The 14,795-nt window shown below is 71.2% G+C and carries 12 protein-coding genes and 1 pseudogene; 9 read left to right on the forward strand and 4 right to left on the reverse strand.

The window, feature by feature from the left end; translation table 11 throughout:
• Positions 1 to 14: 14 nt before the first annotated feature.
• Positions 15 to 1,064 (reverse strand): NAD(P)-dependent alcohol dehydrogenase, encoded by a 1,050-nt coding sequence (locus HNR07_RS02915; RefSeq protein ID WP_184361583.1) that lies wholly within the window; start codon positions 1,062 to 1,064, stop codon positions 15 to 17.
• A gap of 267 nt (positions 1,065 to 1,331) precedes the next feature.
• On the opposite strand from HNR07_RS02915, the gene HNR07_RS02920 reads away from it, so the two are divergent.
• The 6 genes and pseudogenes from HNR07_RS02920 to HNR07_RS02945 all read left to right on the forward strand — a co-directional run bounded on the left by HNR07_RS02920 (position 1,332) and on the right by HNR07_RS02945 (position 8,435).
• Entirely contained in the window at positions 1,332 to 1,715 is a 384-nt protein-coding gene (locus tag HNR07_RS02920) for a VOC family protein (RefSeq protein ID WP_184361586.1), read from the forward strand.
• 46 nt (positions 1,716 to 1,761) lie between these two features.
• Positions 1,762 to 3,012 (forward strand): MFS transporter, encoded by a 1,251-nt coding sequence (locus tag HNR07_RS02925; protein ID WP_184361589.1) that lies wholly within the window; start codon positions 1,762 to 1,764, stop codon positions 3,010 to 3,012.
• A gap of 244 nt (positions 3,013 to 3,256) precedes the next feature.
• Positions 3,257 to 4,771 (forward strand): annotated as a pseudogene (locus HNR07_RS02930) (MFS transporter); the annotation flags it as partial.
• Between the two features lie 197 nt (positions 4,772 to 4,968).
• Complete coding sequence (locus HNR07_RS02935) at positions 4,969 to 5,367, forward strand: VOC family protein (RefSeq protein ID WP_184361595.1); 399 nt, start codon at positions 4,969 to 4,971, stop codon at positions 5,365 to 5,367.
• 231 nt (positions 5,368 to 5,598) lie between these two features.
• Positions 5,599 to 6,606: a sigma-70 family RNA polymerase sigma factor gene (locus tag HNR07_RS02940; protein ID WP_184361598.1), complete on the forward strand. Its 1,008-nt coding sequence runs from the start codon at positions 5,599 to 5,601 to the stop codon at positions 6,604 to 6,606.
• A 152-nt stretch (positions 6,607 to 6,758) separates the two neighbouring features.
• Positions 6,759 to 8,435 carry an FAD-binding oxidoreductase gene (locus HNR07_RS02945; RefSeq protein WP_184361601.1) on the forward strand — a complete coding sequence of 559 codons (1,677 nt, stop codon included), beginning with the start codon at positions 6,759 to 6,761 and terminating at the stop codon, positions 8,433 to 8,435.
• A 13-nt stretch (positions 8,436 to 8,448) separates the two neighbouring features.
• Here HNR07_RS02945 and HNR07_RS02950 read toward each other — a convergent pair whose 3' ends face one another.
• Entirely contained in the window at positions 8,449 to 9,120 is a 672-nt protein-coding gene (locus tag HNR07_RS02950) for a PadR family transcriptional regulator (RefSeq protein ID WP_184361604.1), read from the reverse strand.
• Between the two features lie 70 nt (positions 9,121 to 9,190).
• Here HNR07_RS02950 and HNR07_RS02955 point away from each other — a divergent pair, with 70 nt between their 5' ends.
• Positions 9,191 to 10,417, forward strand: a complete 1,227-nt coding sequence (locus tag HNR07_RS02955; RefSeq protein WP_184361607.1) for an FAD-dependent oxidoreductase — start codon at positions 9,191 to 9,193, stop codon at positions 10,415 to 10,417.
• Positions 10,418 to 10,461: 44 nt separating this feature from the next.
• On the opposite strand, the gene HNR07_RS02960 is transcribed toward HNR07_RS02955, so the two are convergent.
• The gene (locus HNR07_RS02960) at positions 10,462 to 11,370 is read right to left on the reverse strand and encodes an alpha/beta fold hydrolase (protein WP_184361610.1); all 909 of its coding nucleotides are present in this window, start codon (positions 11,368 to 11,370) and stop codon (positions 10,462 to 10,464) included.
• Positions 11,371 to 11,375: 5 nt separating this feature from the next.
• Positions 11,376 to 11,744 (reverse strand): VOC family protein, encoded by a 369-nt coding sequence (locus HNR07_RS02965; RefSeq protein WP_184361612.1) that lies wholly within the window; start codon positions 11,742 to 11,744, stop codon positions 11,376 to 11,378.
• Positions 11,745 to 11,909: 165 nt separating this feature from the next.
• On the opposite strand from HNR07_RS02965, the gene HNR07_RS02970 reads away from it, so the two are divergent.
• Both HNR07_RS02970 and HNR07_RS02975 read left to right on the forward strand, forming a co-directional pair.
• Positions 11,910 to 12,560 carry a TetR/AcrR family transcriptional regulator gene (locus HNR07_RS02970; protein ID WP_184361615.1) on the forward strand — a complete coding sequence of 217 codons (651 nt, stop codon included), beginning with the start codon at positions 11,910 to 11,912 and terminating at the stop codon, positions 12,558 to 12,560.
• A 605-nt stretch (positions 12,561 to 13,165) separates the two neighbouring features.
• Positions 13,166 to 14,341 carry a UDP-N-acetylglucosamine--N-acetylmuramyl-(pentapeptide) pyrophosphoryl-undecaprenol N-acetylglucosamine transferase gene (locus HNR07_RS02975; protein ID WP_184361618.1) on the forward strand — a complete coding sequence of 392 codons (1,176 nt, stop codon included), beginning with the start codon at positions 13,166 to 13,168 and terminating at the stop codon, positions 14,339 to 14,341.
• Positions 14,342 to 14,795 lie beyond the last annotated feature (454 nt).

Below are 14,795 nucleotides of genomic sequence, written 5' to 3' on the forward strand. Positions count from 1 at the left end.
CAGCGCTCGTCGGGTCAGCGCTCGTTGGGTACCACGACCGCACGTCCGTTGACCTCGCCCGCCTCCAGCTTCCGGTACGCCTCCAGGGCGTCGTCCATGGAGAACCGCTCGATGTCCGGCCGGATCTGCCCCGCCTTGTACATGTCCACCACCTCCCACAGCTCGCCCACCGAACCCCAGTAGGTGTTGGTCACGTACGACTCGTACGGGTTGGTGAAGAACGAGAACTCGTGGGTGCCGCCCGCGATGCCGACGACGCTCACCCGGCCGCCCTGGGCCACACTGGCCGCGGCCGTCGACACCGTCGGCCCCGCGCCCACGAAGTCGAAGACCGTGTCCGCGCCCCGGCCCCCGGTGAGCTCACGGATCTGCTCGGCCTGTCGCTCCCCGGCGCCCACCGTGATCGCCCCGTTGGCCTCCGCCCGGGCGCGGGCCTCCTCCTTGACGTCGGTGGCGATCACCGTCGCCCCGCTCAGCGCCCGCAGGATCTGCACCCCGATCTGCCCGAGACCACCCAGCCCGATCACCAGCGCGTACCGGCCGCCGCCGTCCAGGTGAGGCAGGGCCTGCTTGATCGCGTGGTAGGGGGTCAACCCGGCGTCGGCCAGCGGCGCCGCGGCCACCGGATCGGCGTCACCCAACGGGATCAGATGCCGCTCGGGAACGGTCATGTACTCGGCCATACCACCGTCCCGGCCCAGCCCCACCGCCAGATAGGGCATGGTCGCGGCGTTCTCGCAGTAGGTCTCCAGACCGGCCGCGCACTTGCGGCAGTGCTGGCAGCCGATCGGCCCGTACACCATGTAGGCGGCGCCCACCCGGACCCGTTCGCTCACCCCGGGACCGACCGACTCCACCCAGCCCGCGTTCTCGTGCCCCAGGACGAACGGCGGTTTCTGCGCCCCCGGCTGCCCCTCCTCGAACACCCGGTACACGCTGATGTCGGAGTGGCAGGCCCCGGCCCCGGCGACCCGGAGCAGGACCTCCCCGGGGCCCGGCTCGGGCTTGGGGACCTCGGTGAGCGACGGAAATTCCCCGTAGTTCTCGAACACGACTGCGCGCATGTGCGTTCCCCCCGCGTGCGGCGCGGTGCCCCGGCCGAGGCACCGAGAGCGGGACACGATCCGTGTCACGTTGCCCACGCGAAGTTAACACCGGAGGAATTCTCAGGTCGCCCAAGGGGCGGGCAGGGATTCGTCCGCATTGTTTGACCCGGCGGCGATGAGTCGCGGCCCCGGCCCGGGTCAGTACGGGTGAGAACAGAGCCGCGGACACAACCCGGAACCACCCGAGACGACCACACCGACACGACCGCTTCCAGGGAGAACAGCATGTTGGACACCACCAGGGCCTTCGGCTCCTTCGCGGTCCCCGACACCGGGGCCGCCCTCGCCTTCTACCGGGACACCCTGGGCCTGGACGTGCGGTACGTGCCCGGTATGGAGGAGCACGGCCTGCTGGAGATCGTCCTCGGCCACGGCCACGGGGTCCTCGTCTACCCGAAGCCGGACCACCGGCCCGCCGTGTTCACCGTCCTGAACCTGCCCGTCGACGACATCGACACCGCCGTCGACCACCTCACCGCCCGGGGCGCGGGCATGCTCCGCTACGAGGGGTTCGAGCAGGACGAGAAGGGCATCGTGCGCGGGGAGAGGCCCCACGTCGCCTGGTTCGCGGACCCGGCGGGCAACACCATCGGCCTCGTCCAGGAGTAACCCGAACCCCGCGTGGGGGAGGGACCGGGTCGGTAACATCGCCCGAATGCCCTCCCCCCGTACCCCCCGTAGCGACAGCGTCGGCGGGCACCGCGACTTCCAACGCCTGTGGGCCGGTTCGGTGGTCAGCCAGTTCGGCTCGGCGATCGGCATGGTAGCCCTGCCCGTCATCGCCGTCGCGGTCCTGGACGTGGCGGCCTGGCAGGTCTCGCTCCTGGCCGGGGTCGCCGCCCTGACCACCGTTCTGGTCGCCTTCCCGATCGGCCGCCGGATCGAGTACACCCGCAAACGCCCGGTCATGATCGGCAGTGACCTCCTGCGCGCCGCCACCCTGGCCAGCCTTCCGGCCGCCCATGCCCTCGGCGCGCTGACCTACACCCACCTGTGCGCGGTCGCCGCGGTCAACGCCGTCTGCGCCATCGCGTTCACCGGTGCCTCACAGGCCCACCTCAAGTCCCTGGTCGGCCCGGCCCGGCTGATCGACGCCAACAGCCGACTGGAATCCACCCGCTGGCTCAGCGTCTCCGTGGGCCCCTCCCTGGCAGGCGCCCTGATCGCCGCGCTCTCCGCGGTCGGCGCGCTGGTGGCCAACACCGTCGGTTTCCTCATCGGAGCCCTGGCGGTCCGCTCCATCCGCGAACCCGAACCCGACCCGCCCACGCCCCCGGCGCCCGGGGAAGGCACCTCCAAACGCTCGGAGCTCTTCGCCGGGCTCGGATTCGTGTGGGGCCACCCCGCCCTCCGACCGATCCTGATCAGCTGGATCCTGTTCGCCGGGGCCTCCTCGATGGCCGCCCCGCTCACCGCCGTCTACTACATGCGCGATCTGGGTTTCAGCGCCTTCGAGTACGGGCTGCTCATGGGCGTACCGTCACTGGGCGGCCTGCTCGGGGCCCGTCTCGTGCCCCGCCTGGTCAGACGCCTGGGCGCGCTGCGCACCCTCTGGTGGGCCTCCCTGCTGCGCGGTCCCTGGTACTTCCTCATCCCGTTCGCGGTCCCCGGCAAGGTCGGGCTGCTCATGTGCGGGGTGGGCTTCGGGCTGGTCCTGGTGTTCGCCGCGGCGGCCAACTCGGCGATGTCCGGCTACCGGCAGTTGGAGACCCCCGACGGCCTGATGTCGCGGGTGGCCACCCTCTGGGCCTTCGCCACGACGGTCTCTCAGCCGGTGTTCATCCTGCTCGGCGGGGTGGTCGCCGCCCTGGCGGACGCGCGGGTGGCGCTGCTGGCCGCCGCGGTCGTGATGTCCCTGGCCGGGCTGCTGCTGCCCCGCAGCCGTAGCGCGCCGGAGCGGTGGTAGGTCATGGCTGGCGGGAGAACACGGTGGTGGGAAAACGGTCACTCGGCGACATCCTGGCACGTGTCCACGTGTGCGTACCGGCTCTCCGGAGGCGGCTCCGGTGTGATGGGGGCACGCTCCCGCCGAGCCCGAGTCCCCTCCGCGGAAGAAATCCGAAGAACTTCGCCGCCGGCCGATGAATTCCGCTCACCCGGGCGGTCCGTACGTATGGACGAATCAGATCGGCTGACAAGGAACGGACCGGATGAACACCACACCATCCCTTTCCCGCTCGGGCACGCCACGGGCGACCGGGCGCGAGTGGCTCGGGCTCGGGGTGCTCGCCCTGCCCACACTGCTGCTGTCCCTGGACATGAGCGTGCTCTACCTGGCGCTGCCGCACCTGGCCGCCGACCTTCGGCCCACCGGGGCACAGACCCTGTGGATCATGGATGTCTACGGCTTCATGATCGCCGGATTCCTCATCACCATGGGCACCCTCGGAGACCGGATCGGCCGACGCCGGCTCCTGATGATCGGCGCCACCGCGTTCGGGCTGGCCTCGGTGGCCGCCGCCTTCTCCACCACTGCCGAGATGCTCATCGCCACCCGAACCCTCATGGGGGTGGCCGGGGCCACGCTCATGCCCTCCACCCTCGCGCTGATCAGCAACATGTTCCGCGACCCCGCCCAGCGCGCGGTCGCGATCTCGGTGTGGACCAGCTGTTTCATGGGCGGCACCGCCATCGGCCCCGTGGTCGGCGGCGTGCTCCTCCAGTGGTTCTGGTGGGGGTCGGTGTTCCTCCTCGGGGTCCCGGTGATGCTCCTGCTGCTGGTCTGCGCACCCCTGCTCCTGCCCGAGTACCGCGACCCCGCCGCGGGCCGCCTGGACCTGTTCAGTGTCACGTTGTCCCTGGCCGCGATCCTGCCGGTCGTCTACGGCCTCAAGACCGCCGCCGAGGGCGGTTCGGGCGCCACGGCCCTGGGAACGGTGCTGGCCGGTACGGCCATGGGCGTCTGGTTCGTCCGTCGGCAGCTGCGCCTGCCCGACCCCCTCCTGGACCTGCGCCTGTTCCGGGTGCGCTCCTTCAGCGCGGCCCTGGCCACCATGATGGTCGGAGCGGTCGCCATGGGAGGCACGTTCCTCCTGCTCAGCCAGTACCTCCAGCTGGTCGCGGGCAACTCGCCGCTGGTCGCCGGGCTGTGGCTGGTGCCCCCGGCGCTGGCGATGATCGTCAGCACCATGTGCGGCCCGCCCCTGGCCCAGCGGATCGGCCGCGCCAACGTGATCGGCGGCGGGATGTTCGTCAGCGCCCTCGGATTCGTGCTGCTGGTGTTCGTCCCGGCGGAGGGTGGGACCGGGATGGTGGTCCTGGGCCTGCTGCTCACCTCGGTGGGTCTGGGGCCGGGTGCGGCCCTGATCGCTGACATCGTGGTGGGTTCGGCGCCCCGGGAGAAGGCGGGGTCGGCGGCGTCGATGTCCGAGACCAGCGGGGAGTTCGGCATCGCGATCGGGGTGGCTCTGCTCGGCAGCATGGCGGCCGCGGTCTACCGGACCCGGGTCGAGGTCCCCGAGGGGGCCACCGACCGGGCCGGGGAGGAGGCCGCGCAGCAGACCCTGGCCGGGGCCGCCGGTGCGGCCGGGGAACTGCCTCCGCAGCAGGCCGCCGCGCTGCTGGAGTCGGCCCGGGAGGCGTTCACCGCGGGTCTCAACGTGACCGCGGGGTTCGGGATCGTCGCGATGGTGGTGTTCGGTGCGGTGGCCCTGCGGATGCTGCGCGGAGCGGAGGGGGCCGTCCCGAAAGCATCGGAAGGACCGGACGAAGCGGCCGGAGGGTTCGGGGAACCCGGAGGTTCCGCGGCGGCCGGCGAGAGCCCCGCCCAGGCCGATGAGCCCGACCAGGCCGATGAGTCGGTGCGCCCGGCCGAGTCAGTACAGGTGACCGGACCCGACGCCGATCCCACCGGGAGGACCCGATGAAGCGCCCCACCCTTGACAGCATGCTGCTCGCCAGCACCGACCCCGACCGCCTGCGCGACTGGTACGCCGCCGTACTGGATCCCACCGCCAGCGACACCGTGGACCACTACCGGGTGCTGCGCTTCGGCACCTTCCACCTGCTCATCGACCAGCGCGACGACGTCGGCCCCAAGGCCGCCGACCCCACCCGCGTGATCCTCAACTTCGACGTCGCCGACGCCCGCGCCGTCGCCGCCCGCATGGACGAGCGGGGCACCGAGTGGGTCGCCCCGCTGGAGGACCGCGACGGCAGCTGCTTCGCCACCGCCAAAGACCCCGACGGCAACTACGTGCAGCTCATCCAGATGAGCGAGGAGCACCTCGCCGCCATGGAACGCGGCGAGACGGGCGTGTAGGGGCGAACACGAGTGAAGGCCCGGCAGACCGCACGGCCAGCGCCGCGGGGCCTGCCGGGTCTGTGGAGTCCGCGGTGCCTGCGGGGCCGCAAGGACGCCGGGCTCGTACCGGGGAGGCCTGGCCCGGGAACAGAAGCGGACCGAGGAGACCGAGGAGAGCAGCGGATCGAGGAGAGCTGTTCGCAAAGGAAGGACGCGAACCCGTGTGGTCTGTCGTAGGGGAGGCGTAACGTGACGGCCGTGGTGGAACACGTGATCGGGACGGCCGACCAGGACTTCGAGCGGCTCGTGGCCCCTTACCGGGGGGAGCTGTACGCGCACTGCTACCGCATGCTCGGCTCCGCGCACGACGCCGAGGACCTCGTCCAGGAGACCTACCTGCGCGCCTGGAAGGGCTACGACCGCTTCGAGGGCCGATCCAGCCTGCGCACCTGGCTCCACCGGATCGCCACCACGGCCTGCCTCACCGCCCTGGACAGGCGCGGCCGACGCCCCCTGCCCACCGGGCTCGGCGGCCCCACGTCCACCCCTGAGGGCGAGCTCGCCGAACGCCCCGAACTGCCCTGGCTCGAACCGCTGCCGGACACCCTCGTCGGCCTCGGCGCCGGCAACGACCACACCAACGATCCCGGAGCTGTGGTGACCGCCCGCGAAAGCGTCCGGCTCGCCCTGGTCGCCGCCTTCCAGTACCTCCAACCCCGCCAGCGCGCGGTGCTGATCCTTCGCGACGTGCTCCGCTTCAGCGCCGCCGAGGTCGCCCAGACCCTGGACACCACCGTCCCGGCCGTCAACAGCCTCCTGCAGCGCGCCCGCGCCCAGCTCGACCGGGCCACCCCGGACGAGGACAGCGTCCCCGAACCCCGCTCCGACCAGCGCGAGGTCCTCGCCCGCTACGTCGCCGCCTTCGAGGCCTACGACATCGGTGCGCTCACCGAGCTGTTCACCGAGGAGGCGGCCTTCGAGATGCCCCCGTTCGCCACCTGGGTGCGCGGCGCCGAGCACATCGGGCGGTTGATCGCCAGCCACTGCCCGGCCCAGGGCCCCGGCGACCTGGTCCTGGTCCCGACCGCCGCCAACGGCCAACCCGCCTTCGGCATGTACCTGCGCGCGGAGGACGGCAGGCACCGGGCCTTCGGCATCCACGTCCTGGAACTGGCGCCCGGGGGCGTCAGCCACTGCACCGTCTTCTTCGACACGACGCTGTTCCGCCTCTTCGGCCTGGACCCGGCCCTGCGGTAGCCGGGCGCCGCGGTGGTCCGGCGCGGGGCGAGCGGGCCCCAAAAGCGCTCTGGGCGGCGGGTTTATTCCCGATCCGCCGCTGTGCGTCCGCGTTGTTGACAGGGCGGGGAGCCCCGAACTTAGGTTGAGGGACCCAACCACGGGAGCGGGACATGGGTGACCAGACCGGGGCGCGGACGTTCGCCCACGACACCACCGGGCAGGCGGGACGTTGGCCTGGGCCTGACACGGCCGGCTCGCAGCCAGTCGGCCCGGGCCCGGAGCGGCCCGACTCAGCGGGCCCGGACCCGGTCGGATCTGACAGGGCCGACCCGGGCCCGGTGGGGCCCGCCGCGGTCCTCCCTTCCGACCCGCGCTACGACTATCTCGCCTCCCGCGGCCGCGCCTACGGGCGCGCCACCGGACGACCGGACCGGATCCACCCGGTGCGCTCCACCGACGACGTGGTGGCCGCGGTGCAGCGGGCCGTGGACGACGGCCTCCGGCTCACGGTGCGCAGCGGCGGCCACTGCTTCGAGGGTTTCGTCGACGACCCGCTGGTCAGGGTGGTCATCGACACCGCGCTGATGAACGACGTCTGCTATGACCCGGCGATGGGCGCCTTCGCTGTCGAGGCGGGCGCCCGGCTCGGCGACGTGTACCGGGCCCTGTACATCGGCTGGGGCGTGGTCGTCCCGGCCGGTGAGAGCCCCGAGGTCGGCGCGGGCGGACACATCCTCGGCGGCGGCTACGGGTTCCTGTCCCGCCTGCACGGACTCGCCGCCGACCACCTGCACGCGGTCGAGGTCGTCGTCGTGGACGTCTCGGGGCGGGCACGGGCGGTCGTGGCCACCCGCGCGGCCGACGACCCCCACCGCGACCTGTGGTGGGCGCACACAGGCGGCGGAGGCGGAAACTTCGGCGTCGTCACCCGTTACTGGCTGCGGTCTCCCGAGGCCACCGGCACCGACCCCGCACGGCTGCTTCCCGCGGCGCCGCGGGCGGTCGACTCCTTCACCGCGACCTGGGACTGGTCCGAACTCGATGCGGCGTCCTTCGCACGGCTCGTCCGCAACTTCGGCGACTGGTGCGAGCGCCACAGCGACGCCGACACCCCGCACGCCGGGATCTTCGCCACCTTCTACCTGAACGCGCGCTCCCTCGGGCAGGTGCAGATCGTCGGCCAGCACCTGAGCCCGGAGAACGGCGGCGAGGCGCTGGTGCGCGAGTTCGTGGCCGCGGTCGGCGCGGGGGTCGGCGCCGCACCTGTCCTGGAGACCCGGCGCCAGTCCTGGCTGGGGTTCGCGCTCACCTCCTTCGACAGCGAGATGGGCCGGATCAAGATCAAGGACGCGTTCCTGCGCAGGGGATTCGACGACCGCCAGATCGCCGTGCTCCTCCGATACCTCACCGACTCCTCGACCGGGGCGCCCTTCAGTACGATCGCCCTGGACACCTACGGCGGCCGGGTGAACGCGGTGGCCGAGGACGCCACCGCCTCCGCCCAGCGCGACTCACCGTTGCGGACGTGGGCCGTCATCGCGTGGCCGGAACCCGAGGAGGACGAACAGCACCTGGGGTGGGCGCGGGCGCTGTTCCGGGAGCTGTTCGCCGATACCGGCGGTGTCCCCGCGCCCCGCACCGGCGCGGACGGGACGTTCGTCAACCACCCCGACACCGATTACGCCGACCCCCGCTGGAACACCTCGGGGATCCCGTGGCCGACCCTGTACTACAAGGACAACTATCCGGCGCTGCGGCGGGTCAAGGCGGCGTGGGACCCCCGGAACGTCTTCCGCCACGCCCTGTCCGTCGAACCCGCCGGGGACGCTGTCGCCCCGGGGGAGTAGTCGGGGTGCCGGTCTAGGGCGTGGCGGTGTCGTCGTCCGTATCGGTCTCGGGAGGGCCCAGGCGTGCGGACACGGCGTCCAGCCACTGCCGGTCCCAGGTCAGACTCCCCGAGCGGAGTTCGTCAACGAGCCCCTTCACCCAGCGCAGCTCGGTTTCGGTGAGTGCCTGCTGGTACTCGTCCTCCAGCACGAACATCCGGGGCAGGCCCATGCCCTCGGCCTGCTCGGCGTCCGATTCCGCCTGCCGCAGGCGGGCCCTGAGCCGCTGCGCCCGCTCCTCAAGGTATTCGGCGGCCAGCTCCGGGGTCAGATGCGCCAGCGCGGCCAGCGCCACGGGGAACTCGGGGAACTCGCGAGCAGGCGTGGAGAGCATCTCCTTCAACCACCCGTCCAGGGTGCCGCGTCCGGCATCGGTGAGCCGGTAGACCGTCCTCTCCGGGCGGCCGGGGGTGCGCACCCGGTCCGCCACCTCGACGAGTTCGGCGCGCAGAAGCCGGTCCAAGGTCTGGTACACGCTGTTGCGCTGCGCGATGTTGACGATCCGGTCCTTGTGCCGGGCCCTGATCAGCTGCTGCATCCGGTAGGCGTGCATCGGTTCCTCCGCCAGTAGGAGCAGGAGTTGTACCGCCAGCGGTGAGCGCCTTTGTGTCCGAGCTGCCACCCGATCGCCTCCGTGTCCGTTCATGCCTTCCAAGCCTTCGTCATTCTATGTATAGTCATTTTATGACTAAGCACTGTGGATGAGAGGAGAGGTCATGACCAAGGCACTGATCATCGGAGGCGGCATCGGCGGGCCCGTCGCCGCGGCGGCACTGCAGCGGGCCGGGATCGAGGCGATCGTCTACGAAGCCCACTCCGGACCCGGTGACGGCATCGGCGCGTTCCTGACCCTGGCCCCCAACGGCCTGGCCGCCCTGCAAACGCTGGGCATGCTCGACGCGGTGCGGGCCGCGGCCTCCTTCCCCACGACCGGCATCGAGTTCGTGAACGGGAAGGGCCGCCGCCTGGGGCTGCTGCCGGACGGCTCCGACCAGGGGCCGCCCGAACTGCGCACCGTCACCATCAACCGCGGCGCGCTCCAGAGCACCCTGGCTGAGACCGCCCAGGAGCAGGGCGTACGTATCGAGTACGGCAAGCGCTTCGTCGGCTACACCGAGACCGACACCGGAGTGGCCGCCGAATTCGCCGACGGCACCACTGCCGAGGGGGACGTGCTCCTCGGCGCGGACGGCCTCCACTCGCCGGTGCGGCGCCTCATGGACCCCGACGCCCCGCGCCCCGACTACACGGGTCTGCTGAACATCGGCGGATACGTGCGCGCCGAGGACGCGACGGTCGCACCCACCCGGGGATCGACCACGCGGATGCTCTTCGGCAAACGGGCGTTCTTCGGCTACCAGACCGCGCCCTCCGGCGAGGTCTACTGGTTCGCCAACTTCGCGCACGCCGAGCTGCCCCGCGAGCAGATCACCGCGCTCGGGGACGACGCGTGGAAGGAGTACGTCCTGGAGCTATTCGCCGACGACCACCCGGACGTCACCGCGCTCCTTGCGGCCACCGACCCCGCGCGATTCCGTCCCCTGGGCGTCTACGACCTGGCGTCCCTGCCGAACTGGAGCCGGGGCCGGGTGGCACTGCTGGGCGACGCGGCCCACGCCGTGTCCAGCTCCAGCGGACAGGGCGCCTCCCTCTCGGTGGAGGACGCCCTGGTCCTGGCCGCCTGCCTACGGGACCTGCCCACCCCGGAGGAGGCCTTCACCGCCTACGAACAGCGCCGCCGCGACCGGGTCGAGCGGATCGCCGCCGAAGGCCGCCGACGCGGCAACCAGAAGACGGGTTCGACGAACCCGGCGGCCCTGTTCCTACGCGATCTGATGCTTCGGGTGGTGTTCCGGTTGATCGCCCGCTTCGCCAGCCACGCCTGGATCAACGACCACCGGATCGACTTCGAACAGCGAGTCGCAGCACCGTCGCCAAGGTGAGATCCGGGGCCATCGATGCACTCGCGGGCGCCGTCGGGACCCCCTCAGGCGCTGGTGAGCGCACGGTGCAGGGTTTCGGTGAAGGCCTCGGGCTCGGTCTCGTATCCCAGGTGGTCACCCGGGAAGGTGACCGGCTCGACGCCGAGCTCCCCGGCCAGGGCCGATCCCATGGCGTGGATGTCCCGTCCCCCCGAGCCCTCGCCCAGGCCTACCGCCACCCGGGTCCCGTTCCGGCGCAGGGCGTCCACGTCCGGTCGGTACAGCGACAGCGGAAGCATCCCGTGCGCGAGGAAGTAGTCGAAATTCCCGCTGACCCGCTCGAAGGTCGCGGCGTCCTCCTCGCTCATCTGTGGGGGAGCACCGTCCCCCTCACCCGGTTCGGTGCCGTCCGGTTCGGTGCCGTCCAGGTCGTTGAGACCCAGGAACAGGGCGATCCCGGCCTCCACACCCTCCTTCAGGTAGGTCTCGTGGATCACCCTGTCGTGGGCGAGGGCCTCCGAGGGGTCGTCGAGCAGCATCACGCACGGGGGCTCGTGGGCCACGACCGCGCGCACCAGTTCGGGGTTGCGGGCCGCCAGCGCGAGCGCGATCTGGGCGCCGCCGCTGGTACCGAACACGTCAGCGGGGCCGCCGCCGAGTGAGCGGATCAGGTGCGCGGCGTCGTCGGCGTGCACGTCGAGCCGTTGGTCCTCGTCCGCCCGGCCCCCGGTGGTGCCGTCCTGAAGGCTGCGCGAGTTGCCCCGGGGGTCGTAGGCGACGGTGGTGTACCGGTCGGCCAGGCGTCGGGCCAGTTCGGCGAGGACACCGGCGTCCTGCGGGCCGCCCGGGATCAGGAGTAGCAGTGGTCCCGAGCCCCGGACCTCGTGGTGGATGCGGGCCCCGGGGACCCGGAGCGAGCGTTCGTCGGGGGAGTGGTTTTTGACGGTGCGGTCTTCGGCGCGGTACGAGTTCACGGCACTCACCCCAGCCTCTCGCTGAGCACCATGCGGTTGCCCTCGCTGTCCCGGAACTCGGCCACGGTGACCCCCGGCATGTACGAGGCCTCCTCGGGTTCGGTGACGATCTCCACGTCCTTGGCGCGCAGGGCCTCGACGGTGCCCCGGACGTCGTCCTCGACCAGCACCAGGACGGGGCCGGGGGAGGGGGCGTCGTTCTCGCGGGGAACGAAGTGCAGGGCGGTGTCGGAGCCCTCGAAGCCGAGCTCGATCCACCTCCACTCCCCGCCCATGGATGCGTCGGCGACCACACGGCAGCCGAGTTTCCCGGTGTAGAAGGCCTTCGCCCGGTCCTGGTCGGACACGGGGAGTTCGGCGAACTGGAGGTGCATGACCGGCTCCTGGGACTCGCGCGGGCTCGTGCTCGCGGCACGCTGTCCGCATGGTTCAGAATCAAACTGGACTGTCCAGTACTCTAATGGAATCAAACTAGACGGTACAGTACGCAAAGGTCAACCAACAGCGGGGCACAACGCAGCAGTGAGGGTGGACGAGTCGTGAACCAGCCTGTCGAGGGCCGTTCGGCGCGCAAACGGCGCGCGATCCTGGAGGCGGCGGAGGAGGTCTTCCTGCACGGTGGCTACCTGGGCACCAACATGGACGAGATCGCGGCGCGCTCGGAGGTGTCCAAGCAGACCGTGTACAAGCACTTCGGCAGCAAGGAGAACCTGTTCGTCGAGATCGTCAGCCACATGACGAGCGCAGCGGGTGACCTCGTGCACGTCGACGACCCCGACCCCGCCCCTGAGGGGGACCTCGCCGACTACCTCTGCGACTACGCCTACCGCCAGCTCACCGTGGTGCTGACCCCGCGCCTGATGCGGCTGCGCCGCATGGTCATCGGTGAGGTGGCCCGATTCCCCGAACTCGCCGAGACCCTCTACCGGAACGGCCCCCAGCGGGCGATCGACAACCTGGAGGGTATCTTCGACCGCCTGGCCGCGCAGGGGCGCCTGTCCGTGGCGGACACCCGGGCCGCGGCGTCCCGGTTCAACTGGCTGGTCATGTCCGAACCCGTCAACCGGGCGATGCTTCTCGGCGACCAGGGCATCCCCGGGCCGGAGGAGCTCCGCGCGCATACGGTCGAGAGCGTGCGGGTCTTCCTCGCCGCCTATGGCGGGCCCCCGCTCAGGGGCCCGAGCTCGTAACCAGCCGCCTCGACCGCCGCGCGGACCTCGGTGACCTCAGGTTCCCGCTCACCCGCCGCCGCGCCGCCTGAATTCGGGGAGTCCTCGGCGGGTTTCTCCATCCGAGCCAGCGAACGGGCCTCACGCGGATACCCGTCAGGGGTGCTCCCGCCGCCACCCCCACCTGCTTCGGCAGAACGTTGCGGCCGCAGCCGAGGACACCACCCGGCACCGGCCGACCACCGAACGGCTCGCAGGGGTGATCGCGCGCAGACAGCAGCGGCGGGTTCGACGGCACGCTCCCCACGGCCCGGCTGGCCTCGGTGGTCCTCGCGATCGGCCACACCCTCCCCGACCCGGGAAGCATGCGAGGCCCAGACCTCCCGCGCCCGACACACCACACACTCCTGCGGGCCCTCGGCCACCAGCCACTCCGGTAGAAGGGCCAGCGTGTGACCAGGACCTGGCTCGGTTTTGCCCCGATTCGCCCCCTCCACTGGCACAAACGGCTCCCGAACGCGGCTACCGTGCTCATGGGCCGTGATCCCCCCGCCACTCCACGGCCCTCGTCCTGACCATTACTCCCACCCGCGGAAAGCACCCGCGGGCAGCCAGATGGGAAACGTGTGAACAGCACCAACGACCGCTCGCCCCGGGACCTGCGCCTCATCGTGACCGGAGGGGGAACGGGCGGCCACACCTACCCCGCGCTGACCGCCGGCAACGCACTGCGGTCCCGGTTGGAGTCGACCGGCAACACCCTGGAGGTGCTGTGGGTGGGCGCGGCGGACAGCCTGGAGTCCCGTGTCTCCGAGGCCAACGGGATCGACTTCGCCGACGTCGCCACCGGCAAGATCCGCCGCTCCAAGAACCCGATCAAGCTGGTCTCCCCGGCCAACGTCAAGGACATGGCCAACGTCCCCCGCGGGGTCCTGCAGGCGCGCAGGCTGGTCTCCGAGTTCGCGCCGGACGTCGTCCTGGCCACCGGCGGCTACGTCGCTGTTCCCGTCGGACTCGCCGCCCGCATGTGCCGACGTCCCCTCGTGGTCCACGAGCAGACCGTCCGCCTCGGCCTGGCCAACAAGGTGCTCGCCCGCGCAGGAGCGCAGATCGCGGTGTCCGCCGAGTCCTCCCTGGGGCTGCTGCCCGAGGGCTCCCAGGACGACGCCGTGGTGACCGGTAACCCCGTCCGCCCCGAGGTCCTCACCGGTCAGGCGGAGCTGGGCGCCAAGGGCCTCGGCTTCGATGGCCACAATCCGGAGTTGCCCACCGTCTACGTGACCGGCGGCGCGCAGGGTTCGGCGCAGATCAACACCAACGTCCGCGACATCCTCCCGTGGCTGCTCGCTCGCGCCAACGTGGTCCACCAGTGCGGTGCCAACAACGTCGAGAGCCTGCGCGAGAGCGCCCAGAGCCTGCCGCCCGGCCTCGCCGAGCGCTACCACCTCACCGCCTTCGTCGGCTCCGAGCTCCCCGACGTGCTCGCGCTCGCGGACGTCGTGATCTCCCGCAGCGGCGCCGGCACCATCGCCGAGCTCACTGCCCTGGGCAAGGCCGCCGTGTTCATCCCCCTGGCCTCCTCAGCAGGCAACGAGCAGGCCCACAACGCCCGCCACCTCCAGGAGTCCGGTGCCGCGGTCGCCCTCCTGGGCGAAGTCAGCCCGGCCAACCTGCAAGCGGCGGTCGAGCCCTTGCTGTCGGACCCGGCCACTCGCGAAGCCATCGCCGCCCAGGCAAAGTCCCACGGCCGCCCTGACGCCGCCGAACGCCTGGTGGACGTCCTCCTCACTGCCGCAGGCTGACCCCAGTGGGGCCATCCTCGATAGGGATGGCCCCGCTTGCCCCCTCCAAATAGAATCGCCCTTCACGTAAGATCGCACATTTAGACTTTTTGCGAAGGAAATCACCAGTGTCCAACTCTCAGGAAGTTGGAAAAATAAACCCTTGCCACTGGTAAGACACCAGGTCAAAAAGTCTGCTCCCCGCGCACGCGGGGATGGACCTCGACCTGGGTGTCGACTCGGGCGGGTCGGTCGCTGCTCCCCGCGCACGCGGGGATGGACCCCTCACCCGCAAGGGCCCCAAGGGCGACATGGTCTGCTCCCCGCGCACGCGGGGATGGACCCCCGCCGTCGGTAAGCCAGGCGTCCTCGATGAGCTGCTCCCCGCGCCGCACGTAGGGATAGACCCCCAAGTAGAGGTACGAACGCGAACCCGAATGGCCTGTCTCTGCTCGGGGACTCCGTACCACAGGGG

The sequence above is a fragment of the Nocardiopsis metallicus genome (genome assembly GCF_014201115.1).
GTDB lineage: Bacteria > Actinomycetota > Actinomycetes > Streptosporangiales > Streptosporangiaceae > Nocardiopsis > Nocardiopsis metallicus.

Excerpts from the sequence above, each read along its gene's own strand:
- HNR07_RS02915 (WP_184361583.1), bottom strand. The coding sequence starts at position 1,064 with ATGCGCGCAGTCGTGTTCGAGAACTACGGGGAATTTCCGTCGCTCACC.
- HNR07_RS02920 (WP_184361586.1), top strand. The coding sequence starts at position 1,332 with ATGTTGGACACCACCAGGGCCTTCGGCTCCTTCGCGGTCCCCGACACC.
- HNR07_RS02925 (WP_184361589.1), top strand. The coding sequence starts at position 1,762 with ATGCCCTCCCCCCGTACCCCCCGTAGCGACAGCGTCGGCGGGCACCGC.
- HNR07_RS02935 (WP_184361595.1), top strand. The coding sequence starts at position 4,969 with ATGAAGCGCCCCACCCTTGACAGCATGCTGCTCGCCAGCACCGACCCC.
- HNR07_RS02945 (WP_184361601.1), top strand. The coding sequence starts at position 6,759 with ATGGGTGACCAGACCGGGGCGCGGACGTTCGCCCACGACACCACCGGG.
- HNR07_RS02950 (WP_184361604.1), bottom strand. The coding sequence starts at position 9,120 with ATGAACGGACACGGAGGCGATCGGGTGGCAGCTCGGACACAAAGGCGC.
- HNR07_RS02955 (WP_184361607.1), top strand. The coding sequence starts at position 9,191 with ATGACCAAGGCACTGATCATCGGAGGCGGCATCGGCGGGCCCGTCGCC.
- HNR07_RS02965 (WP_184361612.1), bottom strand. The coding sequence starts at position 11,744 with ATGCACCTCCAGTTCGCCGAACTCCCCGTGTCCGACCAGGACCGGGCG.